At 72.5% G+C, this 25,871-nt stretch carries 27 protein-coding genes; 20 read left to right on the top strand and 7 right to left on the bottom strand.

From position 1 onward, the window contains the following. From ACIP84_RS10985 to ACIP84_RS10970, 4 genes are all read left to right on the top strand, one after another. Nucleotides 1-702, top strand: a complete 702-nt coding sequence (locus ACIP84_RS10985) for an ABC transporter permease (RefSeq protein WP_355962708.1) — start codon at nucleotides 1-3, stop codon at nucleotides 700-702. Nucleotides 703-708: 6 nt separating this feature from the next. Next, entirely contained in the window at nucleotides 709-1,716 is a 1,008-nt protein-coding gene (locus ACIP84_RS10980) for an ABC transporter substrate-binding protein (RefSeq protein ID WP_355962711.1), read from the top strand. A 130-nt stretch (nucleotides 1,717-1,846) separates the two neighbouring features. Further along, a complete protein-coding gene (locus ACIP84_RS10975; RefSeq protein WP_401797216.1) occupies nucleotides 1,847-2,953 on the top strand; it encodes a hypothetical protein in 1,107 nt (368 codons plus the stop codon). Further along, nucleotides 2,950-3,438 carry a GNAT family N-acetyltransferase gene (locus tag ACIP84_RS10970; protein ID WP_401797213.1) on the top strand — a complete coding sequence of 163 codons (489 nt, stop codon included), beginning with the start codon at nucleotides 2,950-2,952 and terminating at the stop codon, nucleotides 3,436-3,438. The genes ACIP84_RS10975 and ACIP84_RS10970 overlap by 4 nt, the downstream gene beginning before the upstream one ends. A gap of 29 nt (nucleotides 3,439-3,467) precedes the next feature. Here the strand turns inward: ACIP84_RS10970 and ACIP84_RS10965 are convergent, their stop codons facing one another. Further along, nucleotides 3,468-4,610 carry an NADH-quinone oxidoreductase subunit D gene (locus tag ACIP84_RS10965; RefSeq protein WP_401797210.1) on the bottom strand — a complete coding sequence of 381 codons (1,143 nt, stop codon included), beginning with the start codon at nucleotides 4,608-4,610 and terminating at the stop codon, nucleotides 3,468-3,470. Nucleotides 4,611-4,614: 4 nt separating this feature from the next. Continuing rightward, nucleotides 4,615-5,796 carry an SAM-dependent methyltransferase gene (locus ACIP84_RS10960; RefSeq protein WP_401797207.1) on the bottom strand — a complete coding sequence of 394 codons (1,182 nt, stop codon included), beginning with the start codon at nucleotides 5,794-5,796 and terminating at the stop codon, nucleotides 4,615-4,617. 97 nt (nucleotides 5,797-5,893) lie between these two features. On the opposite strand from ACIP84_RS10960, the gene ACIP84_RS10955 reads away from it, so the two are divergent. From ACIP84_RS10955 to ACIP84_RS10945, 3 genes are read left to right on the top strand one after another with little or no spacing between them, the layout of a single operon-like run. Continuing rightward, nucleotides 5,894-7,102, top strand: a complete 1,209-nt coding sequence (locus ACIP84_RS10955; RefSeq protein ID WP_401797204.1) for a sensor histidine kinase — start codon at nucleotides 5,894-5,896, stop codon at nucleotides 7,100-7,102. Nucleotides 7,103-7,120: 18 nt separating this feature from the next. Beyond that, nucleotides 7,121-7,798 carry a response regulator transcription factor gene (locus ACIP84_RS10950; protein WP_073907867.1) on the top strand — a complete coding sequence of 226 codons (678 nt, stop codon included), beginning with the start codon at nucleotides 7,121-7,123 and terminating at the stop codon, nucleotides 7,796-7,798. 14 nt (nucleotides 7,799-7,812) lie between these two features. Further along, nucleotides 7,813-8,424 carry an AAA family ATPase gene (locus ACIP84_RS10945; RefSeq protein WP_401797201.1) on the top strand — a complete coding sequence of 204 codons (612 nt, stop codon included), beginning with the start codon at nucleotides 7,813-7,815 and terminating at the stop codon, nucleotides 8,422-8,424. Nucleotides 8,425-8,518: 94 nt separating this feature from the next. Here the strand turns inward: ACIP84_RS10945 and ACIP84_RS10940 are convergent, their stop codons facing one another. Beyond that, a complete protein-coding gene (locus ACIP84_RS10940; RefSeq protein WP_355962815.1) occupies nucleotides 8,519-9,601 on the bottom strand; it encodes a DUF5937 family protein in 1,083 nt (360 codons plus the stop codon). A gap of 153 nt (nucleotides 9,602-9,754) precedes the next feature. On the opposite strand from ACIP84_RS10940, the gene ACIP84_RS10935 reads away from it, so the two are divergent. After that, on the top strand, nucleotides 9,755-9,961 hold the full coding sequence (locus ACIP84_RS10935; protein WP_355962729.1) for a hypothetical protein: 207 nt from the start codon (nucleotides 9,755-9,757) through the stop codon (nucleotides 9,959-9,961). A gap of 112 nt (nucleotides 9,962-10,073) precedes the next feature. Here ACIP84_RS10935 and ACIP84_RS10930 read toward each other — a convergent pair whose 3' ends face one another. After that, entirely contained in the window at nucleotides 10,074-11,237 is a 1,164-nt protein-coding gene (locus ACIP84_RS10930; protein WP_401797198.1) for a threonine aldolase family protein, read from the bottom strand. 125 nt (nucleotides 11,238-11,362) lie between these two features. On the opposite strand from ACIP84_RS10930, the gene ACIP84_RS10925 reads away from it, so the two are divergent. The 10 genes from ACIP84_RS10925 (at nucleotide 11,363) to ACIP84_RS10880 (ending at nucleotide 19,938) form a co-directional block, all read left to right on the top strand. Then, nucleotides 11,363-12,337, top strand: a complete 975-nt coding sequence (locus ACIP84_RS10925; RefSeq protein ID WP_037639500.1) for a Rossmann-like and DUF2520 domain-containing protein — start codon at nucleotides 11,363-11,365, stop codon at nucleotides 12,335-12,337. Beyond that, on the top strand, nucleotides 12,334-13,416 hold the full coding sequence (gene panC / locus ACIP84_RS10920) for a pantoate--beta-alanine ligase (protein ID WP_401797194.1): 1,083 nt from the start codon (nucleotides 12,334-12,336) through the stop codon (nucleotides 13,414-13,416). The genes ACIP84_RS10925 and panC overlap by 4 nt, the downstream gene beginning before the upstream one ends. Continuing rightward, nucleotides 13,413-15,107, top strand: a complete 1,695-nt coding sequence (locus ACIP84_RS10915) for an L-aspartate oxidase (protein ID WP_355962738.1) — start codon at nucleotides 13,413-13,415, stop codon at nucleotides 15,105-15,107. The genes panC and ACIP84_RS10915 overlap by 4 nt, the downstream gene beginning before the upstream one ends. After that, nucleotides 15,108-16,133 (top strand): carboxylating nicotinate-nucleotide diphosphorylase, encoded by a 1,026-nt coding sequence (nadC, locus tag ACIP84_RS10910; protein WP_401797189.1) that lies wholly within the window; start codon nucleotides 15,108-15,110, stop codon nucleotides 16,131-16,133. Beyond that, complete coding sequence (locus tag ACIP84_RS10905; protein ID WP_318210651.1) at nucleotides 16,133-16,939, top strand: type III pantothenate kinase; 807 nt, start codon at nucleotides 16,133-16,135, stop codon at nucleotides 16,937-16,939. The genes nadC and ACIP84_RS10905 overlap by 1 nt, the downstream gene beginning before the upstream one ends. Nucleotides 16,940-17,459: 520 nt before the next feature. Further along, a complete protein-coding gene (locus ACIP84_RS10900) occupies nucleotides 17,460-18,038 on the top strand; it encodes a hypothetical protein (protein ID WP_355962817.1) in 579 nt (192 codons plus the stop codon). A gap of 14 nt (nucleotides 18,039-18,052) precedes the next feature. Beyond that, complete coding sequence (locus ACIP84_RS10895; RefSeq protein WP_355962743.1) at nucleotides 18,053-18,235, top strand: hypothetical protein; 183 nt, start codon at nucleotides 18,053-18,055, stop codon at nucleotides 18,233-18,235. Between the two features lie 155 nt (nucleotides 18,236-18,390). Further along, nucleotides 18,391-18,840, top strand: a complete 450-nt coding sequence (locus ACIP84_RS10890; RefSeq protein WP_401797185.1) for a BlaI/MecI/CopY family transcriptional regulator — start codon at nucleotides 18,391-18,393, stop codon at nucleotides 18,838-18,840. A 29-nt stretch (nucleotides 18,841-18,869) separates the two neighbouring features. Next, on the top strand, nucleotides 18,870-19,415 hold the full coding sequence (locus ACIP84_RS10885) for an amino-acid N-acetyltransferase (RefSeq protein ID WP_355962746.1): 546 nt from the start codon (nucleotides 18,870-18,872) through the stop codon (nucleotides 19,413-19,415). A gap of 187 nt (nucleotides 19,416-19,602) precedes the next feature. Continuing rightward, nucleotides 19,603-19,938, top strand: a complete 336-nt coding sequence (locus ACIP84_RS10880) for an Lsr2 family protein (RefSeq protein WP_030324199.1) — start codon at nucleotides 19,603-19,605, stop codon at nucleotides 19,936-19,938. Here ACIP84_RS10880 and ACIP84_RS10875 read toward each other — a convergent pair. Beyond that, on the bottom strand, nucleotides 19,917-20,507 hold the full coding sequence (locus tag ACIP84_RS10875; RefSeq protein WP_401797181.1) for an SCO3374 family protein: 591 nt from the start codon (nucleotides 20,505-20,507) through the stop codon (nucleotides 19,917-19,919). The two genes, ACIP84_RS10880 and ACIP84_RS10875, sit on opposite strands and share 22 nt — an antisense overlap. A 494-nt stretch (nucleotides 20,508-21,001) precedes the next feature. Between ACIP84_RS10875 and ACIP84_RS10870 the strand changes: the two genes are divergently transcribed. Then, nucleotides 21,002-23,524, top strand: a complete 2,523-nt coding sequence (locus ACIP84_RS10870) for an ATP-dependent Clp protease ATP-binding subunit (protein WP_187621651.1) — start codon at nucleotides 21,002-21,004, stop codon at nucleotides 23,522-23,524. Nucleotides 23,525-23,605: 81 nt separating this feature from the next. On the opposite strand, the gene ACIP84_RS10865 is transcribed toward ACIP84_RS10870, so the two are convergent. Further along, nucleotides 23,606-23,737, bottom strand: coding sequence for a hypothetical protein (locus tag ACIP84_RS10865; RefSeq protein ID WP_401797177.1), 132 nt, complete (start codon nucleotides 23,735-23,737; stop codon nucleotides 23,606-23,608). Nucleotides 23,738-24,471: 734 nt separating this feature from the next. Between ACIP84_RS10865 and ACIP84_RS10860 the strand changes: the two genes are divergently transcribed. Then, nucleotides 24,472-25,179: a M23 family metallopeptidase gene (locus ACIP84_RS10860; RefSeq protein WP_355962753.1), complete on the top strand. Its 708-nt coding sequence runs from the start codon at nucleotides 24,472-24,474 to the stop codon at nucleotides 25,177-25,179. A 52-nt stretch (nucleotides 25,180-25,231) separates the two neighbouring features. Here ACIP84_RS10860 and ACIP84_RS10855 read toward each other — a convergent pair whose 3' ends face one another. Further along, nucleotides 25,232-25,789, bottom strand: coding sequence for a TetR/AcrR family transcriptional regulator (locus tag ACIP84_RS10855; RefSeq protein ID WP_266966748.1), 558 nt, complete (start codon nucleotides 25,787-25,789; stop codon nucleotides 25,232-25,234). Nucleotides 25,790-25,871 lie beyond the last annotated feature (82 nt).

The following is a 25,871-nucleotide window of genomic DNA, read 5'->3' as shown; positions in this document are numbered from 1 at the left end:
ATGGGCGTAGTGACGGATGCCTGGGGCTGGCTCACCACCGGCGCGCACTGGACGGGCGAGGAGGGCATCGGGCAGCGGCTCGCCGAGCACGTGTACGTGAGCGGGGCGGCGCTGCTGATCGCCGCGGCGCTCGCGCTGCCGCTGGGCCTCTGGCTCGGCCACCTGGGCAAGGGCGGTGCCCTCGCGGTGAACGTGTCGAACGTGGGGCGGGCGATCCCGGTCTTCGCGGTCCTCGCCCTGTTCATGGTGTCCCCCCTGCGGAACGCCGGATACGTGCCGACCGTCGTGGCCCTCGTGCTGTTCGCGATACCCCCGCTCCTCACCAACGCGTACGTGGGGATGCGGGAGGTGGACCCGGCCGCGGTGCGGGCCGCGCGGGGCATGGGGATGACCGGTGCGCAGCTGTTCCGGCAGGTCGAACTGCCGCTGGCCCGGCCGGTGGTGATGACCGGAGTGCGCTCGGCGGCGGTGCAGGTGGTGGCCACGGCGACGGTCGCGGCGATGGTCGGCCAGGGCGGTCTCGGCCGGATCATCACGGCCGGCTTCGCCACGTACGACACGGCGCAGGTCGTCGCGGGCGCGGTCCTCGTGGCCCTGCTCGCCCTCCTGGTGGAGGGCGTCCTGGTGGGCGCGGACCGGCTGCTCTTTCCACGCTTCGAGCGACGGCTCGACCAACGATTCGATCAACTGGGCAAAAGCTGAGTGGGGATGGGTGATCTCGTGAACAGGGTCTCGCGTATCGCGGGCGCGGTGCTGGGGACGGCGGCGCTGACCGTCGCGCTGGCCGCGTGCGGCGGTGACAGCCTGGAGGAGGGCAAGAAGAAGGGCTCCGGAAGCTCCGGGGACGCCGGGAACTCCGGCGGCGCGGAGAAGGGCTCGCTGGTCGTCGGAGCGGCGGCCTTCACCGAGGCCAAGGTGCTCGCCGAGCTGTACGCCCAGGCGCTGCGGGACGCCGGCTACTCCGTATCCATCACCACGGTGAAGAATCGCGAGCTGTACGAGCCCTCGCTGGAGAAGGGCGAGATCGACGTCGTCCCCGAATACGCGGCGACCATCGCGGAATTCCTCAACGCGAAGGTGAACGGGCCGAAGGCGCCCGAGGACAAGCCGGTCGCCTCGGGTGACGCGACGGCCACGGTCGAGGCGCTGCGGAAGCTCGCCGAACCGCGCGGCCTGAAGGTGCTCGCGGTCGGTGAGGCGGTCGATCAGAACGCGTTCGCGGTGACGAAGGAATTCGCCGCGAAGAACAAGCTGAAGACGCTTTCCGATCTCGGCGGTTCGAAGCTGAAGGTGAAGATCGCCGCCGGTGACGAATGCGCGGTGCGGCCGTTCTGCGCGCCCGGCCTGAAGAAGACGTACGGGATCGACGTGACCGGGATCGACCCCAAGGGCGTCGGCACCCCGCAGGCCAAGCAGGCGGTGAAGGACGGGGTGGACCAGCTGGTCCTGACGACCACCACGGACGCCACCGTCGACAGTTACGGCCTGGTCTTCCTGGAGGACGACAAGAAGCTGCAGAACGCCGACAACGTGCTGCCCGTGGTCAACGCCAAGGACGCCGGTTCCCCCGAGATAGCCGCCGCCCTGGACAAGATCACCAAGGTGCTGACCACAGCGGATCTCGCCGAACTCAACCGCAAGGTCGACGCCGAGCGGGCGAAGCCGGAGGACGTCGCCAAGGAGTATCTGGAGACGAAGGGGCTGCTCAACAAGTAGGCATCGGGTGAGGGGCGTCGGCCCGAAACGGAACCGGAACGGTGGATATCCACTTCTGGTGACGAGAAGTGGCCAAGAGATTGCCGGGCCGACACCCCACACGGCGCCTACGCACGGTAAATTTCAGGCCATGCCACGTGGACGCCACCGCCATTCCCCGCCTCTGCACAAGCTGCTGCCGCCCTCCGCGGTCGCCGGCGCCGCGGTCGTGTGTGCCGCGGCCGCCTGGCTGCCCGGTGACCTGGTCGTCGTACGGCTGCTCGCGGCCGCCGCCGCGGCCGCGGCCGTCACCGGTGCCGTCCTCATGCGCAGTTGGGACCGGAGCGCCGGACTGCGGGTCGCCGAGCTCGACCGGGCCCGCACCGCCGACCAGTGGAAGGCCGAGGAGCGGGTCGCCGAGCTGGAGTCCGACCTCGAAGAGGCCCGCGCCCTCCGCTCCCGCCTCGACACGAAGCTCCGCGCCAAGCGGGTCGAGCTGGCCGGGCTCCGCGGCGAGCACGCCGATCTGCTTCGCCGGTACGCCACGGCAGAGACCGAGCGGGCCAGTGCCCTGGAAGGCGCCCGCGTCCTGGCACTGGAGTCGGCGACCGGTACGGCCTCAGGTACGGCCGGCGACGTCAAGGCACTGCCCGCCGGAGGCTCCACGCCCACGCCCGAGGCCTACCGTCGCGCCGCCCAGGCGCTGCGCGACCTCCCGCGCAACGCCGCGGCCCAGCAGGCCCGCCGCACCACCGAGGCCGCCCGCGCGCGCGACCTCGCCGAGCGGGCCCGTGAGACGGAGGAGCCGCAGGGGAAGCACGCGGCGGCCGCCGGAACCGAGCACAGCCGGCCGGCCGCCCCCGCCCTCGCGCTCCCGCCCGCGTCCACGAAGGTCCCGGCGGTGCCGACGGCGTCCGCGATCGTCCCGTACGCGGCCCGCAGGCCCGTCCCGCGGCCCGAGGGCGGCTTCGACTTCTTCGGTACGCAGAAGGCGGCGGCCGCGATCGAGGCGGTGCAGCACACGGACCTCGCCGACGTCGTGGGCGAGGAGGTCCTGGAAGAGGCTCTGGCGACGCAGGCGGCGCTCGGCACCCCGCTGCTCACCCCGGTCAGCCCCACGGGGACGCCGGGCAACCCGCCGGCTCCGGGACAGACGAAGACCCAGGCGCAGGCGGTGGGCCAGGTCATCGACCTGACGGCGCACGACGAGACCGAGCAGCTCGATGTGGCCGAACTGCGCGGAGCGGTGAACTCGTGACGTACCGCCTCACCGACCTCCCGGCCGGTGAGGCCGCCGGTCACCGTGACGAACTGCTCACCCTGAGCGCCCAGGCCTTCTGCGGTGCTCCCTGGCACGAGCCGCCGCTCGGCGCCGTGCGCACCGTGGACCGGCTGCTCGACTCGGCCGCGCGCAGGGACGACTTCACCGCGGTGGTCGCGCTCGACGACGACGGCGCCCTGCTCGGGTTCGCGGCCGGCTGGACCGACACCGTCCTGACCGGCGCCGGGACCGCCTTCGAACTCGCCGAACTCGTCGTCGCCCCCGGTCACCAGGGACGCGGCATCGGCCGCGGCCTCCACGACGCCCTGCTCGCCGCGGGGAGGCCCGGGCCGGCCCTCCTCATGACCCTCGACGTACCGGAACTGACGGACCGGTACGCGCGCTGGGGCTGGACGGTCGTCGACCGGCGCCGCCCCGGCAAGGAGGAGCGGGAGTACGTCGTGATGCGCCGGGAGCGCTGACCCCGGGGCAGGGGTACGGCCGGGCCCCGCTACTTGTCGATGTCGCCGACGACGAAGAACAGCGAGCCCAGGATCGCCACCATGTCCGCGACCAGCGTCCCCGGCAGCAGCTCCACCAGGGCCTGGATGTTGTTGAACGACGCCGAGCGCAGCTTCAGCCGGTACGGGGTCTTCTCGCCCCTGGACACCAGGTAGTAGCCGTTCACACCGAGCGGATTCTCGGTCCACGCGTACGTGTGGCCCTCCGGCGCCTTGAGCACCTTCGGCAGCCGCTGGTTGATCGGCCCCGGCGGCAGCTCCGCCATCCGGTCCAGGCAGGCGTCCGCGAGGTCCAGGGAGTTGTGCGTCTGCTCCAGCAGGCACTCGAACCGGGCCAGGCAGTCGCCCTCCTCGCGCACCGCGACCCGCAGGATGTCCTGGAGCTCCGCGTAGGCCAGGTACGGCTCGTCGCGGCGCAGGTCGAAGTCGACACCCGAGGCGCGGGCGATGGGCCCCGACACCCCGTACGCGTGGACCGCCGCCGGGGACAGCACGCCGACCCCCCGCGTACGGCCCCGGAAGATCTCGTTGCCGAGGACGAGCCGGTCGTACACGTCCATCCGCGAGCGGACGTCGGCGACCGCCTGGCGGGCCCGGCCCAGCCAGCCGGCGGGCAGGTCCTCCTTGAGGCCCCCGACCCGGTTGAACATGTAGTGCATCCGGCCGCCGGAGACCTCCTCCATCACGACCTGGAGCTCCTCCCGCTCCCGGAAGGCGTGGAAGACCGGGGTGATGCCGCCCAGTTCGAGGGGGTACGAGCCGAGGAACATCAGATGGTTGAGGACCCGGTTCAGCTCGGCGAGGAGCGTACGGGTCCACACCGCGCGCTCCGGGACCTCCATGCCCAGCATCCGCTCGACGGCCATGACCACGCCGAGCTCGTTCGAGAAGGCGGAGAGCCAGTCGTGACGGTTGGCCAGCATGATGATCTGCCGGTAGTCCCGCGCCTCGAAGAGCTTCTCGGCACCGCGGTGCATATAGCCGATCACCGGCTCGGCCTGCCGCACGACCTCGCCGTCGAGCACGAGCCGGAGCCGGAGCACACCGTGGGTCGAGGGATGCTGCGGCCCGATGTTCAGCACCATGTCGGTGCTCTCCGCCGCGCCGCCGATGCCGACCGTCGTCTCCGTCATGCGGTCAGTATCCCCCCTGCCCCGGAGGCCTCGTAGCCCCGCCCGGGACCCACCGGGTCAGCCAGAGGAAGTCGCCGAGACCGCCGCGGGCGGTGAGCTCGGCGGCCTCACCGGCGGAGGAGAGGGCACGGACGTACGCGACGGGATCGGTCGAGGCGAGCGAGAGCGGCGGCCGCCCGCCGGACACCCCGAGCCGCCCCAGCGCCTCCCGCTGTGTGACCAGCTCCACCCGGCGCGGCCCGTCCTCGCCGCTGCCGCCGGCTCCGCCGCTGGCGCCTCCGCTGCCGTCGGCTCCGCTGCTGTCGCTGTCGCCTCCGCTGCTGCCGGCTCCACCGCTGTCGCTGTCGCCTCCGCCACCGCCGACGTCCCCGACTGCCGCCGCGCACGCGTCCAGCGCCACGTGCGCCGTCAGGTCGCAGCTGCCGTCCGGCACCGGCGGGACCTCGCGGCCCGCCCGGAAGCCGGTCAGCGAGCCGAAGGGCGGCCGGGCGTCCCGTACGTGCGCGTAGTCCACGGCCACCGCGCGACCCGCCGACAGCGAGGCCACCGCAGACGCCCACGCCTCGTCGCGCGGCCGGCCGATCTCGGCCCGCGCGCCCGGCTCCCGCAGCGGCCACCAGCGGGCCAGCCACTCCGCGTCCGCGCCGGAGACGGGCCCGCCGAGCCGCTCCGCGCCGTCCCCGCGGACCTCCACGTACCGGGCCGTGCCCTCCGCGTCCGCCTCGGCGACGTCGACCGGCACGTTGTCGAGCCACTCGTTCGCGAAGACCAGCCCCCGCACGCCCCGGGGCAGCCGGTCGGTCCACTCGATCCGGGGATCGAGCCCGGCGGGCCGGTCCGCGCGCTCGACGGCGTACGCCCGGACGCTCAGGCCACCCGGGACGGCGCCCGCGCCCCCGCCCGCACGCCCGCGCGGGACGCCGCCGCCGATCGCGGTGAGTACTCCCGTGAGCAGTTCCCCCCGCCCCGCGCCCACGTCGACGAGATCGACCTCGGACGTTCCCAGCTCCTCCGCGACCTCGGCGAGCAGCCGGGCCACCGCCGCCGCGAACAGCGGGGAGGCGTGCACCGAGGTGCGGAAGTGCCCCGCCGGCCCCTCGGGCCGCAGATAGAAGCCCCCGGGGCCGTACAGCGCCCGCTCCGTGGCCTGCCGCCACCCCTGCCACTGACACGTCTCATCCGTCACGCGCCCCAGTCTCCACCTCGGGGAGTACGGGGCCCTCGCCAAGGATCGACCCCACGGTTGATCCCTGCACCTATCTCTCTTCCCTACTCTGGGTGACGTGCAGCGCCTTTACGACTTCATCCGCAGACACCCGACGGGCGTCGACACCTTCTGGGCGGTCGTCCTCCTGGGGTTCTCCATGCTGTGGGTGGTGTCGGCGGGCACCGACTCGGTGCAGGGCCACCCCGTCGGGTACGCCCTCGTGGGTGTGCTCTTCTCCCTGGTCGTGGCCCTGAGGCGGCGCGCCCCGGAGAAGATGCTGGTCCTCACGGTCGGCCTCGGCCTGGCGCAGCTCGCCTTCGGCCTGACGCCGTTCCTGGCCGACTTCGCCATGCTCGTGATCATCTACACCGTCGCCGCGCACGACGGACCCCGCTGGGCGTCCCGGCTCGCGCTGGCCGGCGGACTCTCCGCCGCGACGCTCTCGCAGCTGAGATGGCCGGTGGACGGTCCGCAGTCGGGCGCGGCCCAGGTCTTCTTCACGATCATCATGACCGTGCCGTTCGCGCTCGCCTGGGTCCTCGGCGACTCGCTCCGCACCCGCCGCGCCTACTTCGCGCAGTTGGAGGAGCGGGCCTCCCGCCTGGAGCGGGAGCGCGAGGCCCAGGCCAAGGTCGCGGTCGCCGCCGAGCGGGCCCGGATCGCCCGCGAGCTGCACGACGTCGTCGCGCACAACGTGTCGGTGATGGTGGTGCAGGCCGACGGCGCCGCGTACGTCATGGACTCCTCCCCGGAGACCGCCAAGCAGGCCCTGGACACCATCTCCACCACCGGCCGGCAGGCGCTCGCCGAGATGCGCAGACTGCTCGGCATCCTGCGGACCGGTGAGCACCAGGAGGCCGGGGAGTACGTGCCGCAGCCCGACGTGCAGCAGATCGAGGACCTGGTCGAGCAGGTGCGGGGGGCCGGTCTGACCGTGGACTTCGCGATCGAGGGGAGCCCGCGCCCGCTGCCCAGCGGCGTCGAGCTCACCGCGTACCGGATCGTGCAGGAGGCCCTCACCAACTCGCGCAAGCACGGCGGTCCTGACGTCGGGGCCAGCGTCCGGCTGGTGTACTTCGACGACGGCCTCGGACTGCTCGTCGAGGACGACGGCCGGGGCGCGCCGCAGGAGATGTACGAGGACGGGGGTGCCGACGGCCGGGGCCACGGTCTGATCGGCATGCGGGAGCGGGTCGGCATGGTCGGCGGCACGCTGGACGCGGGCCCGCGTCCCGGTGGAGGCTTCCGGATCAGCGCCCTGCTCCCTCTCAAGCCCGCTCACTGACGACCCCGAAGGAAACTGATGTCCATCCGCGTGATGCTTGTCGACGACCAGGTGCTGCTGCGCACCGGCTTCCGTATGGTGCTGGCCGCCCAGCCGGACATGGAGGTCGTGGCGGAGGCGGGCGACGGGGTCGAGGCGCTGGAGGTGCTGCGTTCGACGGCGGTCGACGTCGTGCTGATGGATGTGCGCATGCCCAAGCTCGACGGGGTGGAGACGACCCGGCGGATCTGCTCCCAGCCGGACGCGCCGAAGGTGCTGATCCTGACCACGTTCGACCTCGACGAGTACGCGTTCTCGGGGCTGAAGGCGGGGGCGAGCGGCTTCATGCTGAAGGACGTGCCGCCGGCGGAGCTGCTCGGTGCGATCCGCTCGGTGCACAGCGGTGACGCGGTGGTGGCGCCCTCGACCACCAGGCGGCTCCTCGACCGCTTCTCGCCGATGCTGCCGTCGTCGGGCAAGGAGCCCGAGCACAAGGAGCTGGGACGGCTCACCGACCGGGAGCGCGAGGTGATGATGCTGGTCGCGCAGGGCCTGTCGAACGGCGAGATCGCGGCCCGGCTCGTCCTCTCCGAGGCGACGGTGAAGACCCATGTGGGCCGCATCCTGACCAAGCTGGGCCTGCGCGACCGGGTCCAGGTCGTCGTTCTCGCGTACGAGACGGGCCTGGTCAGGGCGGGCGGCGGCGCGGCGAACTGAGCGGGGATCCCTCGATGCTGCTGTGGGTCAACGGTCCCTTCGGCGGGGGCAAGACGCAGACCGCGTACGAACTGCGGCGCCGGCTGCCGGGCAGCGTGGTGTGCGACCCGGAGCACATCGGCTTCGGGCTGCACCGGACGCTGCCGCCCGCACTCAGAGGCGACTTCCAGGACCTGCGGGCCTGGCGGCAGGGCGTGCACGAGGTCCTCGACCTGGCCCTGCGGGAGTACGGGGACGGGCCCGTGATCGTGCCGATGACGCTCACCGACCCGGCGTACTTCGCCGAGATCGTCGGCCGGCTGCGCGTGGACCACGGCGCGGACCGGGTCTGCCACGTCGCGCTGCTCGCGGAGCGGGAGACGGTCCTGCGGCGGCTGGTGGAGCGCGGCCTCGGGCGGGGGCTGAAGCGGGAGAGCTTCGCCGTGGCCAAGCTGGACGAGTGCCTGGAGCGCCTGGCGGCCCCCGAGTTCGCCCACCACCTCCGTACGGACCGGCTGACGGTCCCGGAGGTGGCCGACCGGGTCGCGGAGCTGGCCGGACTGCGGCCCGAGCCGGACACGGACGGGCCGTTGCGGCACCGGCTGCGGCGGATCCGGGTGGGCCTCTCCCACCTCCGCTTCGACTGAGGCCTGACAGAGCCGCTGAGGCCCGGCCGAGCCACTGAGGCCTGAGACAGCCGCTGAGGCCTGACAGAGCCGCTGAGGCCCGGCCGGTCACTCCCTAGCGGAGCACGCTCTCCAGGAAGTCGCTGCCGAGGCGGGCGACGACGGCGACGTCCAGCTGGTGCAGCACGTAACGGCCGCGCCGCTGGGTGGTGATCAGACCGGCCTTCTTCATGACCGCGAGGTGGCGCGAGACCTCGGGGGCGCTGATGCCGTACGTGTCGGCCAGCTCGCTCGTCGAGTACGCCCCCCGGGCGAGGCTGCGGCTCAGCCGCATCCGCATCGGGTGGGCGACCGCCTCCATGCGCAGCTTGACGGTGTCGACGGGGGCGCCGCCGCCGAGGTCGCGGGCCGGGACCGGGTACTGGATCACCGGCTGCCAGCCGGGGGCGTGCAGAGCGAAGAGGTGCGGCCAGCCGAAGGCGGTCGGCAGGAACGTCACGCCCGTGCCCTCCGCGTGGGTGCGGCCCTGGAGCAGCTTGTCGACGACGATCCGTGAGCCCGCCTCGTCCTCCTCCAGGACCATCGCGGAGGACGCGTCGGCGACGGCCTCGGCCAGTCCCTTGCGGCGCATCAGCTCCGTCTTGTGGCGGGCGTCGGCGGAGAGCTGGACCCGGACGCGGCGCCAGGTGTCGGCGAAGAAGGCCTCGTCGCAGTCCTCCATGAGCCGCCGGACCCACGCGCGCGTACCGGGCGGATCGGCGAGCATCCGCTCCACGAACGCGGCCTGACGCGGCCCGCGCGCGGCGGCCAGTTCGAGCGCCCGGCGCCGCATCCGCTCGTCGGCGAGCGGCGAGGGGGCGCCGCGCGAGTAGCGGCTGGCGCAGGAGATCTCCAGGGCCGAGCCCACGTACTTCTCGTCGTCCATGCGGTCGAGGTCGTCCAGCTCCTCGGCGAGGGTCGCGCGGGGCTGGGCGGGCAGCAGGAAGTCGGAGCGGGTGGACCGCCACATGAAGTCGGCCTCGTGCAGCCGGTCCGCGAGCTCGGGCTTGAGCGCGGCGGCCGTCGTGGTCGTCCATGCGTGGAGCCTGGCGTGGTGGGCGGGCTCGGCGAGGGCGTGCAGGGCGGCGCCCAGCTCCGCCAGCGGCGAGGGGCAGAAGGTGATCCGCTCGCGCGGCAGTCCGGTGATGTCGATGGTCACGCTCACCCCACCATGGTGGGGGGCGGAGCGGGGGAGGTGTCGCGACGTTTGACGAGGGCCGTCAATCGACGTGACGGCGGGCCCGGGACCGCCGTTTGACGGGAGCCGTCAAACGGCGCGCCAGGTACCTGCGGCCGGGCCCACGGTGAGGGCATGAACGCGCTGCATCAGTACCTCTTCGACACGTACCGCGCCGCCCGGCTCGGTGAGCCGACGCCGCCGGCGCCCGGCACCCACGACGTCGCCGTCCTGCGGTCGGTCCGCGACCGGCGCCGCTTCGAGCGGGTCCTGGCGGGCCGGCCTGCGCGGGGCGGTCTGCGGGCCGCCCTGCGACGCCGGCTGCGCCCGCGCACGCCCTGAACCCCCGCGCACGCCCCGAAGCCCGCCCGCCCGGAACCCCCGCGCACGCCCCTGAACCCCCGCGTACGCCCCGAAGTACGCCCGCCCTGAACCCGAGCGGTCCCCCGCACGCTCAGCCCAGCCGGGACAGGAACTCCCGTACCGCCGCCTTCACGTCCTCCGCCGTCCACTCCAGGCCCGGCCCCGCCACGGTCAGCTCCGTCACGGCGACCCCGGGCGCGGGCGGGCCGCCCGCGCCCGGGGTGAACCAGCGGCGGAAGAGGAGCGTGCCGGTGGCCTCGGTCTGGGCGAGGGACGCCGCCGTGAGACGCTCGGCGTCGTACGGCAGCCAGACCTGGAACTGGTGGGTGTGCGGGGTCTCGGGGTGGACCCGGAACCACCCGGTGTCCGCCTCCGCGAGCGCCTCACGGACCGCGTCGGCCACCACGCGCGCGTGGGCCACGTACGAGGGCAGCCGGGGCAGCTCCTCCTCCAGGCCCCGGAGCGCGGACAGGGCCGCCGGGTACTGCTGGAAGACCTGGCCCCCGTACCGGTGCCGCCACACCCTCGCCTCGGCCATGACGTCCTCGGGTCCGGCGAGCACGGCGCCGGAATGCCCGCCGAGCGACTTGTAGAACGAGAGGTAGACGCTGTCGGCGAGCCCGGCGATCTCCGCGAGCGTGCGGCCGAAATGCGTCGTGCACTCCCAGAGCCGCGCCCCGTCGAAGTGGACCACGGCGTCGCGCTCGCGGGCCGCCTCCACCACCGCGGTCAGCTCCTCCCAGGACGGCAGCACGAAGCCGGCGTCCCGCAGCGGCAGCTCCAGCATCAGCGTCCCGAAGGGCTCCGGGTGGTCCCGTACCTCCTCGGCCGTCGGCAGCCGGGGCGCGTCGGTCGGGTGGACGGTACGGAGCCCGGAGACGGCCCCGAACGCCCCGCTCTCGTGGACCTCGGGGTGGGCGAGCGGGTGGAGGGCGACGACGGGACTGCCGGTCCGCCCGGCCCAGCAGCGCAGGGCCACCTGCTGCGCCATCGTGCCGGTGGGGAAGAAGACCGCGGCGGGGAGGCCGAGCTCCTCGGCGACGCGCCGTTCCAGCTCCTCGACGAGCCCGTCCCCGTAGATGTCGAGCGGCCCCTCGCCGTGGCCGGAGGACTCGGTCCAGTCGGCGAGTTCACGCAGCCGCGCGCCCACCGTGCCGTCCACCTGGGTGCGCCACAGGGTGCGGTCGGCGCCGCCCCAGACCTTCGCCCGGTAGAGCCGGGCCGCTTCCTCGTCCACAGGGTCCACAGGATTCATGCACCGATCATCACACCACCGCCCACACCCTGTGGACAGCCACGGAGCACCACGAAACGCTGGCGTAGCATGACCAGAAATCGTCCGGTACCCGCCGAGGACTGGAACGGAAGGCCGCCCCCACCGTGAACGCATCAGCAGCGCCAGAGCCCCGAGCCGAGGACCGACCCGCCCGGCTCACCGTCGGAGTCGTCGGCGCCGGCCGCGTGGGTCCCGCCCTCGCCGCCGCCCTCCGGCTCGCCGGACACCGCCCCGTCGCCGTCTCGGCGGTCTCCGACGCCTCCCGGCGCCGCGCCGCGGAGCTCCTGCCCGACGTCCCCGTCGTGGAGCCCGCGCGCGTCCTCGCCCTCGCAGACCTGGTCCTGCTGACCGTGCCGGACGACGCGCTGCCCGGTCTGGTCGAGGGCCTCGCCGACACCGGAGCGGTACGGCCGGGACAGCTGATCGTGCACACCTCCGGGCGGTACGGGGCCCGGGTCCTCGACCCCGTCCGGCGCGCGGGCGCCCTGCCGCTCGCCCTGCACCCCGCGATGACCTTCACCGGCACCCCCGTCGACGTCCAGCGCCTGGCCGGCTGCTCCTTCGGGGTCACCGCGCCGGAGGAGCTGCGGCTGGCGGCCGAGGCCCTGGTGATCGAGATGGGCGGCGAGCCCGAGTGGATCGCCGAGGACGCCCGCCCGCTCTACCACGCGGCCCTGGCGCTCGGCGCGAACCACCTGGTCACCCTGGTGGCCCAGTCGATGGAGCTGCTGCACAAGGCCGGGGTCGCCGCCCCCGACCGGATGCTGGGCCCGCTCCTCGGCGCCGCCCTGGACAACGCGCTGCGGTCCGGTGACGCGGCCCTCACCGGCCCCGTCGCGCGCGGGGACGCCGGCACGGTCGCCGCCCACGTCGCCGAGCTGCGCAAGCACGCGCCCGGCACGGTCGCCGGCTATCTGGCGATGGCCCGCACGACCGCCGACCGCGCGCTCGCGCACGGCCTGCTCAAGCCCGAGCTGGCCGAGGACCTGCTGGGCGTGCTCGCCGACCCCTCGGCGGGCGCGACCGGCACCACCGGAGCCGCCGGAGCGGCCGACGGGCCGCAAGGAGACGACCGATGAGCCTGTCCGCCCGTGACCGCGCCGCGAGCGGCCGGCCCGTCCGCCACCAGCCGGCCGAACTCCTGCGCACGGTCGAGGACCTCCACGACGCCGCGGCCCACTTCGGGCCCCCCGGCGGCACCGCCGTGGTCATGACCATGGGCGCCCTCCACGAAGGCCACGCCTCCCTGGTCAGGGCCGCGCGCGAGCGTGTCGGCGACAAGGGCTTCGTCGTCGTCACCGTCTTCGTCAACCCGCTCCAGTTCGGCGCGGGCGAGGACCTCGACCGCTATCCCCGCACCCTCGAAGCCGACCTGGAGGTGGCCTTCGACGCGGGCGCGAGCGCCGTCTTCGCACCCTCCGTCGACGAGGTCTACCCGGGCGGGGAGCCGCAGGTCCGGATCACCGCGGGCCCCATGGGGGAGCTCCTCGAAGGCGCCTCCCGGCCCGGCCACTTCGACGGGATGCTCACCGTCGTCGCCAAGCTGCTCCACCTCACCGCCCCCGACCTGGCCTTCTTCGGGCAGAAGGACGCCCAGCAGCTGGCCCTGATCCGCCGCATGGCCCGCGACCTGAACTTCCGGGTCGAGATCGTCGGCGTGCCGACGGTCCGCGAGACGGACGGCCTCGCCCTCTCCAGCCGCAACCGCTACCTCTCGGCCGACGAGCGCCGGACGGCCCTCGCGCTGTCCGGCGCGCTGTTCGCCGCCCGTGACCGGCTCGCCGCCCAGGAGGCGCTGCGCGCGCGTGCCGCGGCCCTGCCCGGCACCCAGGACCGCGCCGACGCCCTCTCCCGGCTCGGCGAGGCACGGGCCGCCGCCGACGCCCACGCCGTCGCGCAGGCCGCCGAGGGCTGCGCCGCCGGTGCCGTACGGGCCGCGGCCCGTACGGTGCTCGACGACGCGTCGAGGGCCGAGCCGCCGCTCGTCCTCGACTACCTGGCCCTCGTCGACCCGGCCGACTTCACCGAGGTCGCCGACGACCACGACGGGGAGGCGATCCTCGCCGTCGCCGCGCGCGTGGGCGCCACGCGGCTGATCGACAACATCCCCCTCCTCCTCGGAGCCACCATGTCCACCACGTTCGGAGCCACCCAGTGACCGGAATACGGCTGCACGCCCCCGCCCCCGGCTGGGACATCGAAGCCGACGTCGTCGTGGTCGGCTCCGGCGTCGCCGGCCTCACCGCCGCCCTGCGCTGCACCGCCGCCGGGCTCCGCACGGTCGTCGTCACCAAGGCCCGGCTCGACGACGGCTCCACGCGCTGGGCCCAGGGCGGCATCGCCGCCGCCCTCGGCGAGGGCGACACCCCCGAACAGCACCTCGACGACACCCTGGTCGCCGGCGCCGGGCTCTGCGACGAGCGGGCCGTCCACGTCCTCGTCACCGAGGGCCCCGACGCCGTCCGCCGGCTGATCGCGACCGGCGCCGACTTCGACAAGACCGCCGACGGCGAGATCGCGCTGACCCGCGAGGGCGGCCACCACCGCCGGCGTATCGCGCACGCGGGCGGGGACGCGACCGGCGCCGAGATCTCCCGCGCCCTGGTCGAGGCGATACGGGACCGGGGCGTGCGCACCATCGAGCACGCCCTCGTCCTGGACCTCCTGACGGACGCCCAGGGCCGTACGGCGGGCGTGACCCTGCACGTGATGGGCGAGGGCCAGCACGACGGCGTCGGCGCCGTCCACGCCCCCGCGGTGGTCCTCGCCACCGGCGGCATGGGGCAGGTCTTCTCCGCCACCACCAACCCGGCGGTCTCCACCGGCGACGGCGTCGCGCTCGCGCTCCGCGCCGGGGCCGAGGTCTCCGACCTGGAGTTCGTCCAGTTCCACCCCACGGTGCTCTTCCTCGGCGCCGGCTCCGAGGGCCAGCAGCCGCTGGTCTCCGAGGCGGTACGGGGCGAGGGAGCCCACCTGGTCGACGCCGACGGCGTGCGCTTCATGGTCGGGCAGCACGAGCTGGCCGAGCTGGCGCCCCGGGACATCGTCGCCAAGGCGATCACGCGCCGCATGCAGGAGCACGGCACCGAGAACATGTACCTCGACGCCCGCCACTTCGGCGCCGAGATGTGGGAGGAGCGCTTCCCCACGATCCTCGCGGCCTGCCGCTCGCACGGCATCGACCCGGTCACGGAGCCCGTCCCGGTCGCCCCGGCCGCCCACTACGCCTCCGGCGGCGTCCGCACCGACCTGCGGGGCCGGACGACCGTCCCGGGCCTGTACGCCTGCGGTGAGGTGGCCTGCACGGGCGTCCACGGCGCCAACCGGCTCGCCTCGAACTCGCTCCTGGAGGGCCTCGTCTTCGCCGAGCGGATCGCGGACGACGTCATCGCCGCCGCCCCGCGCGTGGCGGGCGCCCCGGTGCCGCACGCGACCCCGGTGACCCTGCCGCTGCCCGTGGCCGGCGCCCGGACCCGCATCCAGCGGATCATGACGGCCGGGGCGGGCGTGCTGCGCTCCGAGGACAGCCTGCGGGAGGCCGCCGAGGCCCTCGACGCGCTGCACAGCGACGCCGTCGCCGGCGGCACCGACGACACCAAGGCGGGCGAGCCGGGCGTGGACTCCTGGGAGACCACCAACCTGCTCTGCGTCTCCCGGGTCCTGGTCGCCGCCGCCCGCCGCCGCGAGGAGACCCGCGGCTGCCACTGGCGCGAGGACCACCCGGACCGCGACGACACGGAATGGCGCAGGCACCTCGTCGTACGCCTCACCCCGGAGCGGACCCTCGACGTCCGGGCGACCGGCACGCATGACTTTCCCCCCACCTCCGAAGCCCCCAGGGAGCCGTAAGTGACCACGCCCGAGGAAGCCCGTCCGAAGCCCGTGGACGTCCCTCTCATCCAGATCAACTCGGTCTCATCCGACGAGGAGGCCGGTGGCTGCGGCGACGGCTGCGGCTGCGGTGGCGGCGGCGAGGAGTTCGAGTGCGGGCTCGACCCCGCGCTCGCCGAGCTGCTCGCGGACGCCGGCCTCGACCCCGTACAGGTCGAGGACATCGCCCACCTCGCGATCGCCGAGGACCTCGACGGCGGCGTCGACGTGACGACCGTCGCGACCGTCCCCGAGGACGCCGTCGCCACCGCCGACTTCACCGTCCGCGAGGCCGGTGTCGTGGCCGGTCTGCGCGTGGCCGAGGCCGTGCTCTCGATCGTCTGCGACGACGAGTTCGAGGTCGAGCGGCACGTCGAGGACGGCGAGCGCGTCGAGGCCGGGCAGGTGCTCCTCAGCGTCACCGCCCGCACCCGCGACCTGCTCACCGGCGAGCGCAGCGCGCTCAACATCCTGTGCCGCCTCTCCGGCATCGCCACCGCCACGCGCGCGTGGGCGGACGCCCTGGAGGGCACGAAGGCCAAGGTCCGCGACACCCGCAAGACGACGCCGGGGCTGCGCGCCCTGGAGAAGTACGCGGTCCGCTGCGGCGGCGGCGTCAACCACCGCATGTCGCTCTCCGACGCGGCCCTGGTGAAGGACAACCACGTGGTGGCGGCCGGCGGCGTGGCCCAGGCCTTCAAGGCCGTGCGCGAGCTGTTCCCCGAGCTGCCCATCGAGGTCGAGGTCGACACGATGCACCAGGTCCGCGAGGTCCTGGACGCGGGAGCCGACCTGATCCTGCTCGACAACTTCACCCCGGCGGAGACCGAGGAGGCCGTCGCCCTCGTCGCGGGCCGTGCCGTCCTGGAGTCCTCGGGCCGGCTCACCCTGGAGAACGCGGCCGCGTACGCCGCGACCGGCGTGGACTACCTGGCGGTCGGCGGCCTCACCCACTCCTCCCCGATCCTCGACATCGGCCTCGACCTGCGCGAGGTGCGGGCCTGATGCTGCTCACCATCGACGTCGGCAACACCCACACGGTCCTCGGTCTCTTCGACGGTGACGAGATCGTCGAGCACTGGCGGATCTCCACCGATCCGAGCCGCACCGCCGACGAGATGGCGGTCCTGCTCCAGGGCCTCATGGGCATGCACCCGCTGCTCGGCGTCGAGCTGAGCGACGGCATCGAGGGGATCGCCATCTGCGCGACGGTCCCCTCGGTGCTGCACGAGCTGCGCGAGGTCACGCGGCGGTACTACGGGGACGTTCCGGCGGTCCTGGTGGAGCCCGGCGTCAAGACGGGCGTGCCGGTCCTCACGGACAACCCCAAGGAGGTCGGCGCGGACCGCGTGATCAACGCGGTCGCCGCCGTCGAGCTCTACGGCGGCCCGGCGATCGTCGTCGACTTCGGCACGGCGACGACGTACGACGCGATCACCACGCGCGGCGAGTACGCCGGCGGTGCGATCGCGCCGGGCATCGAGATCTCGGTCGAGGCGCTCGGGGTCAAGGGCGCCATGCTCCGCAAGATCGAGCTGGCCCGGCCGCGCAGCGTCATCGGCAAGAACACGGTCGAGGCGATGCAGTCCGGCATCGTCTACGGGTACGCGGGCCAGGTCGACGGCGTCGTCGCCCGCATGAAGCGGGAGCTCGTCGGCCCGGGCGGCGACCCGTCAGACGTGACCGTGATCGCGACCGGCGGCCTGGCGCCGATGGTCCTCGCCGACTCCAAGGAGATCGACGAGCACGAGCCCTGGCTGACCCTGATCGGCCTGCGCCTGGTGTACGAGCGGAACGTCTCCCGCATGTGAGCGCCGGGGGCGGCCGTGCCGGCCCCGGCCTCGTCCGACCCCCGCTCCCGCGCCCCAAGGCCGTTGCCCAGGACCTCGCGCCCCGGCCTCCCGGCCGCGCCCCGAGCCCCGGCCGAGCCCGGCCGTGCCGGCCCCCGCTCGGCCATGCCTGACAACCCGCGCCCCGAGCCCCGGCCGAGCCCGGCCCCGGCCCGCCCGGCTCCCGGCCTCCCGGGCCGTGCCGGCCCCCGTGCCCCGGCCGCACCCCCGCCCTGGCCGTGCCCCACCCCGTGTCCGGGCCGTGCCGGCCCCCGGCCCCGCCCGGCCCCCGGCCTCCCGGGCCGTGCCAGCCCCTGGCCCCGGGCCTCCCGGCCGTGCCAGCCCCCGGCCTCCCGGCCACGCCTGGGGACCCGCGCAACGCTCCCGGCCCGGGACCCGGGACCCGGTCGTCGTCGGCGCGCCGGAATGATCGCTAAGAGGAAATTGTCCGATTAGCGCGTATCGTCGGCCCATGCCCACGCCATACGGATCCCGCGGCGGCATGGCGTTCAGCGCGGACGAGCTGCGTGTGCTCCGCCGTGCCCTCGCCGTCGCCCTCCACCCCGCCCCCCTCCAGGACGAGGACGTCCAGGACGCGCTGCTCCTGGCCGAATCCGTGGACGAGGCCGTACGCGAGGCCGGCCGACTGCGCGCCTTCCTCCTCGACGACCTGGCCCGCTACCGCGAGGCGCTGCCCGGGTCGCTCAGCGGCTATCTGGAGCTCCTCCAGGACGCCCTCGCCGCCGGGTACGACCCCGCGGCCGACGACCTCGCCGCCCTGCGCGCGCTGCGCCGCAACCCCGCGGCCGCCGCGCTGCTCGCCCGCTGCCAGATCCTCGCCGAGCGCTCGGTGCGGGCGCGCCTGGCCCGGGTCTCCCAGGCCACCAGCACCCCCGTGGCCGCCACCTCCACGCCCAGGGCCCGGCTGCTCGCCCTCCCCGGCGGGCGCGCCGCGGCCGGCGACCCCAAGCCGACGCCGCCGCCTCCGGCCGAGCGTCCGGTGCCCAAGCCGTCCGAGGTCTTCCCGCCACGCCGGAGGCCGGTACCCCCGCCCCCGCCCGAGGAGCGGGTCGCCGGATAGCTAGTCTGGGCGTCATGGACTACGTATCCGCGCTCGTGCCGCCCGTCGTGATGGCCGTCTTCTTCGCCGCTGTCGTCGCCGTCATCATCAAGAGCCAGGGCGGGCCGAACAAGGCCAAGGAGGACGCGATCGTGGACGCCGCGATCGCCCGCGCCGAGGCCGTGCGCCAGCCGTCGGACAACGGCGGCAGGGACTGAGGTCCACCGCGGACCACGCACCACCGCGGACCACGCACCACCGCAGACCACCGCGGTACCCGGGACGTACGACCCTTCGAGGTCGTACGTCCTTTTTGTTGCGTTTCCTTCCCTCAATGGCCCGTTATTGACTCTTTGCGCACTAAAGTGACGTTGTGCCCCGTCGTTTGGGAGAGCTCGAAGACGCCGTCATGACGCGCGTCTGGCAATGGAACCGCCCGGTGACCGTCCGGGAAGTTCTCGAGGACCTTCAGCAGGAACGGTCCATCGCCTACACCACCGTCATGACCGTCATGGACAATCTCCATCAGAAGGGCTGGGTCCGCAGAGAAGTCGAAGGCCGCGCCTATCGATATACGGCGGTCTCCACCCGCGCCGCATACGCGGCCGCGCTGATGAACGAGGGATGGGCCCAGAGCGACAACCCGGCCGCCGCCCTCGTCGCCTTCTTCGGGATGATGTCGCAGGACCAGCGCGAGGCCCTGCACGACGCCATCCGTATCGTCCAGCGCGACAACCCGCTTCCCCCTTCCGCCCCCGCCGCGCCCGAAGAGGGAACCGGGACGGGCGGAGGGACCGGGGGAACCGGGGCCCAGGAGCGATAACCGCGCCCCGGGGGCGATAGCGTCCCCCCATGTCGCCGTCCGCTTCCCCGGCCGCCTCCGCGGCCTCCGCCAAAGCCGTCACCGTACGCAGGGCGCGTACCGGAGATGTCGCCGCGGTCCGCCGTCTCGTCGATCCCTTCGTCCAGCGCGGGATCCTGCTCGACAAGGCGACCGTCACCCTTTACGAGTCCATCCAGGAGTTCTGGGTGGCGGAACGCGACGAGGACGCCACCGTCGTCGGCTGCGGCGCTCTCCATGTGATGTGGGAAGACCTCGCGGAAGTCCGTACTCTCGCCGTCGATCCCGACTTCAAGGGCGCCGGCGTAGGACATCAGGTGCTGGACAAGTTGTTGCACACGGCCCGATGGCTCGGCGTGCGGCGGGTATTCTGCCTGACCTTCGAAGTCGACTTCTTCGCGAAGCACGGCTTCGTCGAGATCGGTGAGACCCCGGTCGACGGAGATGTCTACAGCGAGCTCCTCCGTTCCTATGACGAGGGAGTCGCCGAGTTCCTCGGTCTCGAACGAGTGAAGCCGAACACCTTGGGCAACAGCCGGATGCTTCTGCACCTGTGACACGGAACGCCGCGGAACCTCGTGGAACGCCGGACGGAACCCCGCGGGGAACCCCGGCGGAACCCTATGTCCGAATCGCGCACGTTTCCCGCGTGGTCGGGGTTCTGAACCTCTGCCAGGGGTTTGTGTTTTTCCGGGAAAAGCGGTTTCCTTTCCGCGTACTGCATTTTCGATGAAAGGAAATCCGGTGGCACAGAAGGTTCAGGTCCTTCTTGTCGACGACCTCGACGGCGTCGAGGCGGACGAGACCGTGACGTTCGCGCTGGACGGCAAGACCTACGAGATCGACCTCACCACCGCCAACGCGGAAAAGCTCCGTGGCCTGCTCGAGCCGTACACCACGAGTGGCCGTCGTACCGGTGGCCGTACCACCGGTGGACGCGGCAAGGGCCGCGCCGTGGCGACGGGCAGCCAGGACACCGCGAAGATCCGCGCGTGGGCCAAGGAGAACGGCATGAACGTGAACGACCGCGGTCGCGTTCCCGCCGACATCAAGGCTGCTTACGAGGACGCGAACCGCTGAGGCGACAGCTGCTGAGCCACCGGCCCCCGGGCCCGGGCACTCAGCAGCCGCACCCGGTGGCACTCCGCCGCGGCGGCGGCCACGAGGCGCACCAGACACGGGGCGGTCCCCTCGCCCCACGGCGCGGACCGCAGCGCCGGCAGCGAGGACTCGACCTCGCGGCCCGGTGCCGGGGGCCGCAGCCACACGGCTGCGCCCGGCGCGCCGGATCCGCCCCGCCCCGGGGGAAGGGGCGCGGTCATCCGGCCGTCGGTGCCCAGCGCGGCGAGGTCCAGCGAGATCCCGCCCCATTCGAGCCAGTCGAGCAGTCCCGGCAGCTCCTCCGCGCTCCCCGCGGCCACGAGCAGCCGCATGCGGCGCCCCAGCAGGGCCACCGGACCCGTCGCCGGGCCCATCCTGCGCAGTACACCGTGGCCGGCCGTCGCGGGCAGCTCCAGGACGTCGAAGCGCAGTCCCGTGACCAGCTGCACCGGCGGGCCGGGCACGGTCGCCCAGCCGAGCCCGTGCTCGTACCACCGTGCGAGACCGCCGTCGATCGGCGTACGGGGAAGCGGGACGCTGAGGGGCATGCCCGGGGAACTCCCGGAGGGGTGCGTTGGTTACGCCCGAGAGGGCGCGACGACGGCCCGGCCCTGCGTTCCCGGTGACGCACGGTCCCCCTCCGAACGCGCAAGGTGTCCGTGATGGGGCGTACGAGTGCATTCGGCAGCGCAAGGGTGTTCGCTGGTAGCGGAGGGAACCGGGGTGCGCCGCATGGACTGTCAGTCCTTACGGGTAAGACATTCCTAGTGGAGAGGGGCGACTCGCGGGCTTCGGCGTCTCACGTTCGCCATCGGCGTACTGATGGCACGGGTAACTACTTGGCCTGCGGGAACATCGTCTCGCACCATCGGGTTGGAGCATTTGTCGGCTGTTCGGCAGCAGGTCTCCCCGCGGAAGAGGGGGTGATCCGGACGGATGTCGGCAGTTGGAATGAGCGGTCCCCGCTTGCGGGACTAAGCTGCGGAAGGACAGGGAGGGGATCGACCCCTAACTGACTGACCGCTCTGAGGAGCGATTAACGATGTTCGAGAGGTTCACCGACCGCGCGCGGCGGGTTGTCGTCCTGGCTCAGGAAGAAGCCCGGATGCTCAACCACAACTACATCGGCACCGAGCACATCCTTCTGGGCCTTATCCACGAGGGTGAGGGTGTCGCCGCTAAGGCCCTGGAGAGCCTCGGGATTTCGCTCGAGGCGGTCCGCCAGCAGGTGGAGGAGATCATCGGGCAGGGGCAGCAGGCCCCGTCCGGGCACATCCCCTTCACCCCTCGCGCCAAGAAGGTCCTGGAGCTCTCGCTCCGTGAGGCCCTCCAGCTCGGCCACAACTACATCGGCACCGAGCACATCCTGCTCGGCCTGATCCGCGAGGGCGAGGGCGTCGCCGCCCAGGTCCTCGTGAAGCTGGGCGCCGACCTCAACCGGGTGCGGCAGCAGGTCATCCAGCTGCTCTCCGGCTACCAGGGCAAGGAAGCCGCCACGGCCGGCGGTCCTGCCGAGGGCACCCCCTCGACGTCCCTGGTCCTCGACCAGTTCGGGCGCAACCTCACCCAGGCGGCCCGCGAATCCAAGCTCGACCCGGTCATCGGGCGCGAGAAGGAGATCGAGCGGGTCATGCAGGTGCTGTCCCGCCGCACCAAGAACAACCCGGTCCTCATCGGCGAGCCCGGCGTCGGCAAGACCGCCGTCGTCGAGGGCCTGGCGCAGGCCATCGTCAAGGGCGAGGTGCCCGAGACCCTCAAGGACAAGCACCTCTACACCCTCGACCTCGGCGCGCTGGTCGCCGGCTCCCGCTACCGCGGTGACTTCGAGGAGCGCCTGAAGAAGGTCCTCAAGGAGATCCGCACCCGCGGCGACATCATCCTGTTCATCGACGAGCTCCACACCCTCGTGGGTGCGGGTGCCGCCGAGGGCGCGATCGACGCCGCCAGCATCCTCAAGCCGATGCTGGCCCGCGGTGAGCTCCAGACCATCGGTGCGACCACGCTGGACGAGTACCGGAAGTACCTGGAGAAGGACGCGGCCCTCGAGCGCCGCTTCCAGCCCATCCAGGTCGCCGAGCCGTCGCTGCCGCACACCATCGAGATCCTCAAGGGTCTGCGCGACCGGTACGAGGCCCACCACCGGGTCTCCATCACCGACGAGGCCCTCGTCCAGGCCGCGACCCTGGCCGACCGGTACATCTCGGACCGCTTCCTCCCGGACAAGGCGATCGACCTGATCGACGAGGCCGGCTCCCGGATGCGCATCCGCCGGATGACCGCGCCGCCGGACCTCCGCGAGTTCGACGAGAAGATCGCCGGCGTCCGCCGCGACAAGGAGTCCGCGATCGACTCGCAGGACTTCGAGAAGGCCGCCTCGCTCCGTGACAAGGAGAAGCAGCTCCTCGCCGCGAAGGCCAAGCGCGAGAAGGAGTGGAAGGCCGGCGACATGGACGTCGTGGCCGAGGTCGACGGCGATCTGATCGCCGAGGTCCTCGCGACCGCCACGGGCATCCCGGTCTTCAAGCTGACCGAGGAGGAGTCCAGCCGCCTGCTCCGCATGGAGGACGAGCTCCACAAGCGCGTCATCGGGCAGAAGGACGCCGTCATCGGCCTCTCGCGGGCCATCCGCCGTACGCGTGCCGGTCTGAAGGACCCGAAGCGCCCCGGTGGCTCGTTCATCTTCGCCGGTCCGTCCGGTGTCGGTAAGACCGAGCTTTCGAAGGCGCTCGCCGAATTCCTCTTCGGCGACGAGGACGCGATGATCTCCCTCGACATGTCGGAGTTCAGCGAGAAGCACACGGTTTCCCGTCTCTTCGGTTCGCCGCCCGGATACGTCGGCTACGAAGAGGGCGGCCAGCTCACCGAGAAGGTGCGCCGCAAGCCGTTCTCCGTCGTCCTCTTCGACGAGGTCGAGAAGGCCCACCCCGATATCTTCAATTCCCTTCTCCAGATCCTGGAGGACGGTCGCCTGACCGACTCCCAGGGCCGGGTCGTGGACTTCAAGAACACGGTCATCATCATGACCACCAACCTCGGGACCAGGGACATCTCGAAGGGCTTCAACCTGGGCTTCGCCGCCCAGGGAGACACGAAGTCCAACTACGAGCGGATGAAGGCCAAGGTCAGCGACGAGCTGAAGCAGCACTTCCGCCCGGAGTTCCTCAACCGTGTGGACGACATCATCGTCTTCCCGCAGCTGACGCAGGATGACATCCTCCAGATCGTCGACCTGATGATCGGCCGCGTCGACGAGCGCCTCAAGGACCGGGACATGGGCATCGAGCTCTCCCAGTCCGCGAAGGAGCTGCTCGCCAAGAAGGGCTACGACCCCGTGATGGGCGCCCGGCCGCTGCGCCGGACGATCCAGCGCGAGATCGAGGACTCGCTCTCGGAGAAGATCCTCTTCGGTGAGCTGCGCCCCGGTCACATCGTGGTCGTGGACACGGAGGGCGAGGGCGACGAGCGCACCTTCACCTTCCGCGGCGAGGAGAAGACGGCTCTGCCGGACGCCCCGCCGATCGAGGCGACGGGCGGCACGGGCCCGAACCTGTCGAAGGACGCGTAACGCTCCGCTGAGCCGGTAGCGCACTGAAGGGGCGGCCCCGGGACCTGAAACGGTCCCGGGGCCGCCCCTTTCGTGTGCCGGTCAGGTGTGGATCGTGACGGTGGGGGCGCGCTGCTCGATGCCGGCGAGCAGGGTGCCGCAGGCGACGGCCGAATCGAGCTGCGGCAGGGACGCCAGTGGCGCGAGGCCGTGGGCCGAGCCGGCGGTACCCATGAGGGCCGGCCGGCGCAGGCCAGGGAAGACCCGTACGACGGTGTCCAGCGGCGCGCTGGGGCCGTCGTGGAAGGAGGCCCAGTACCTTCGCCGACGGAAGCCGCAGCGAGGCGTCAGGCCGTGGCGTAGGTCCGGCCGTGCGGGACCTTCTCCGACCGGACTGCGAGACCCGCCTCCGGACCCCGGCTGACCAGCGGTTTTGCCAGGATCGAGCCGGTCGCGGCCGAGGCGGGGCGCGTGCCGATGAGTGCCGGTTCCCCGCGTGGCCCCCCGTGGTCCCCGAAGCCGTCAGCGGAGTGCGGGACGGGCTTCAGGGCGGCTCGGTTGCGTGACCCAGGTCCCATTGGCGGGCGGTGCCTGGTGACAAGGCGCACAGGGGTTTTGGGGGGTACTAACCGGAATAGTGGCGACCTTTGGTGCTGATTCGGGACGTTCAGGACCGAACCGTCGGGACTTTGGTCCCTGGGGGTCCCGAACCGGACGCCAGACGGCGTTTTGCGCGGTTCCGGCTCCCTGTGACATGCGGATAAACCGGTTCTCTTGTGCCGGTATGTCCGATTTCGAAGGTGGCGTCGTGGGTCGTCAAGAGCGGAACTTCCCCGGAGATCGCTACGACCTGATGTCGTAGATGGGGTGTTTTGGGCTGGATGGGGGTCCGGGTTACCAAGGATGAGCAAGCCCGGCGCAGAGCACCGTTCGCGTCGGGTCCCGTACTTCCCGGAGGTTTCCCCCGTATGTCGAAGCGCATGAACCCCGCCGCCCGTGTCACCGTCGTCGCTCTTGCCGCCGCCGGCCTGGGAGCGACGATGGTGACCGGAGCTGGGTCCGCCTTCGCCGCCGAGGGCAAGGCCGTCACCGCCCCGGTCGCGCTCACCGCGTCCGCCGCCGTCGCCGCCCAGGCCGACGCCCAGGCGCACGTCGCCGCCCAGGTGAAGGCCGCAGCCGCGAAGGCCACGGCCGTCAAGCAGGCCGCCGCCGTCAAGAAGGCCGTCACCGTGAAGCCGGTCGCCGCCAAGAAGGCCGCGGCCTGGGTCAAGCCGGTCACCGCGTACACGCTGAGCGCCAGCTACAACCAGGGCGGCGCCATGTGGGCCCACAAGCACTCCGGCCAGGACTTCGCCGTTCCGGTCGGCACCCCGGTCAAGGCCGCGGGCACCGGCACCGTCGTGAAGGCCGGCCCGAACGGCGGCGGCGACGGCCCCGCGTACGGCAACGCGATCGTCGTCAAGCACGCCAACGGCACGTACTCGCAGTACGCCCACCTGTCGAAGATCAAGGTGCACATCGGCCAGAAGGTCCTCGTCGGTCAGCAGATCGCCCTCTCGGGCAACACCGGCAACTCCTCCGGCCCCCACCTGCACTTCGAGATCCGTACGACCCCGAACTACGGCTCCGCCGTGAACCCGGCCGCCTTCCTGCGGTCCCACGGCGTCTCCATCTGAGCCGTACGAGCAGACTGACCAGTGCGGACAGGCTGAGCCGTACGAACAGACCTCATGAGGCCCGGTGGGCCTGATTGAGCAGATCGAGGGCGACCTCGAGGGTGGCCCTGTGCTTCTCCTCGGGGTCGCCTTCGAGGTTCTGCATGAAGAACGCGCCGGCGTGCAGCGTGAAGATCGCGCTGACGCAGCGCACCTGGTCCACCATCGCGAAGTCCGGCTCCTGGATCAGGCCGGTCAGTGCGAGCATCCGCTCCTTGAAGGTGAGGCCGACGCTGAGCTCGCGGACCGTCGCCTGGTTCTCCTGCATGAAGCGGAAGAGCGGGGCCGCGGCGCGCAGGGCGACCTGGTAGCGGCGCAGCACCTCCTGGCGGGTCTCCAGGGTGCGGGGCTGCTCCTGGGCCCAGGCGATCAGGTCGTCCATGGGCCGGGTCAGGTCCTCGAAGATCCCGACGAGGATGTCTTCCTTGGTCTTGAAGTGGTAGTACAGCGCCGCCTTCGTGACGTCGAGGCGTTCCGCGATCTCGCGCAGGGACGTCTTCTCGTAGCCCTGTTCGGCGAAGAGATCGAGGGCCACGTCCTGGATGCGCTGGCGGGTGTTGCCTCGGGCCATGACTGCCCTCCACTTTCCAAAGAACTTACTTGACGACCGGCAAGTTACGGGTCTACCGTCCCCAGTGTAGTAACTAGCCGGG

Origin of the sequence: Streptomyces sp. NPDC088707, assembly GCF_044752725.1 — a bacterium.
Lineage (GTDB): Bacteria > Actinomycetota > Actinomycetes > Streptomycetales > Streptomycetaceae > Streptomyces.
This window is presented reverse-complemented; position numbering and strand designations above follow the sequence as displayed.

Bases quoted from the DNA above. Each gene is read 5' to 3' on its own strand.
- ACIP84_RS10985 (WP_355962708.1), top strand. From the start codon at position 1: ATGGGCGTAGTGACGGATGCCTGGGGCTGGCTCACCACCGGCGCGCAC.
- ACIP84_RS10980 (WP_355962711.1), top strand. From the start codon at position 709: ATGGGTGATCTCGTGAACAGGGTCTCGCGTATCGCGGGCGCGGTGCTG.
- ACIP84_RS10975 (WP_401797216.1), top strand. From the start codon at position 1,847: ATGCCACGTGGACGCCACCGCCATTCCCCGCCTCTGCACAAGCTGCTG.
- ACIP84_RS10965 (WP_401797210.1), bottom strand. From the start codon at position 4,610: ATGACGGAGACGACGGTCGGCATCGGCGGCGCGGCGGAGAGCACCGAC.
- ACIP84_RS10950 (WP_073907867.1), top strand. From the start codon at position 7,121: ATGTCCATCCGCGTGATGCTTGTCGACGACCAGGTGCTGCTGCGCACC.
- ACIP84_RS10945 (WP_401797201.1), top strand. From the start codon at position 7,813: ATGCTGCTGTGGGTCAACGGTCCCTTCGGCGGGGGCAAGACGCAGACC.
- ACIP84_RS10935 (WP_355962729.1), top strand. From the start codon at position 9,755: ATGAACGCGCTGCATCAGTACCTCTTCGACACGTACCGCGCCGCCCGG.
- ACIP84_RS10930 (WP_401797198.1), bottom strand. From the start codon at position 11,237: ATGAATCCTGTGGACCCTGTGGACGAGGAAGCGGCCCGGCTCTACCGG.
- panC (WP_401797194.1), top strand. From the start codon at position 12,334: ATGAGCCTGTCCGCCCGTGACCGCGCCGCGAGCGGCCGGCCCGTCCGC.
- ACIP84_RS10905 (WP_318210651.1), top strand. From the start codon at position 16,133: ATGCTGCTCACCATCGACGTCGGCAACACCCACACGGTCCTCGGTCTC.
- ACIP84_RS10900 (WP_355962817.1), top strand. From the start codon at position 17,460: ATGGCGTTCAGCGCGGACGAGCTGCGTGTGCTCCGCCGTGCCCTCGCC.
- ACIP84_RS10895 (WP_355962743.1), top strand. From the start codon at position 18,053: ATGGACTACGTATCCGCGCTCGTGCCGCCCGTCGTGATGGCCGTCTTC.
- ACIP84_RS10885 (WP_355962746.1), top strand. From the start codon at position 18,870: ATGTCGCCGTCCGCTTCCCCGGCCGCCTCCGCGGCCTCCGCCAAAGCC.
- ACIP84_RS10875 (WP_401797181.1), bottom strand. From the start codon at position 20,507: ATGCCCCTCAGCGTCCCGCTTCCCCGTACGCCGATCGACGGCGGTCTC.
- ACIP84_RS10870 (WP_187621651.1), top strand. From the start codon at position 21,002: ATGTTCGAGAGGTTCACCGACCGCGCGCGGCGGGTTGTCGTCCTGGCT.
- ACIP84_RS10865 (WP_401797177.1), bottom strand. From the start codon at position 23,737: ATGGGTACCGCCGGCTCGGCCCACGGCCTCGCGCCACTGGCGTCCCTG.
- ACIP84_RS10860 (WP_355962753.1), top strand. From the start codon at position 24,472: ATGTCGAAGCGCATGAACCCCGCCGCCCGTGTCACCGTCGTCGCTCTT.
- ACIP84_RS10855 (WP_266966748.1), bottom strand. From the start codon at position 25,789: ATGGCCCGAGGCAACACCCGCCAGCGCATCCAGGACGTGGCCCTCGAT.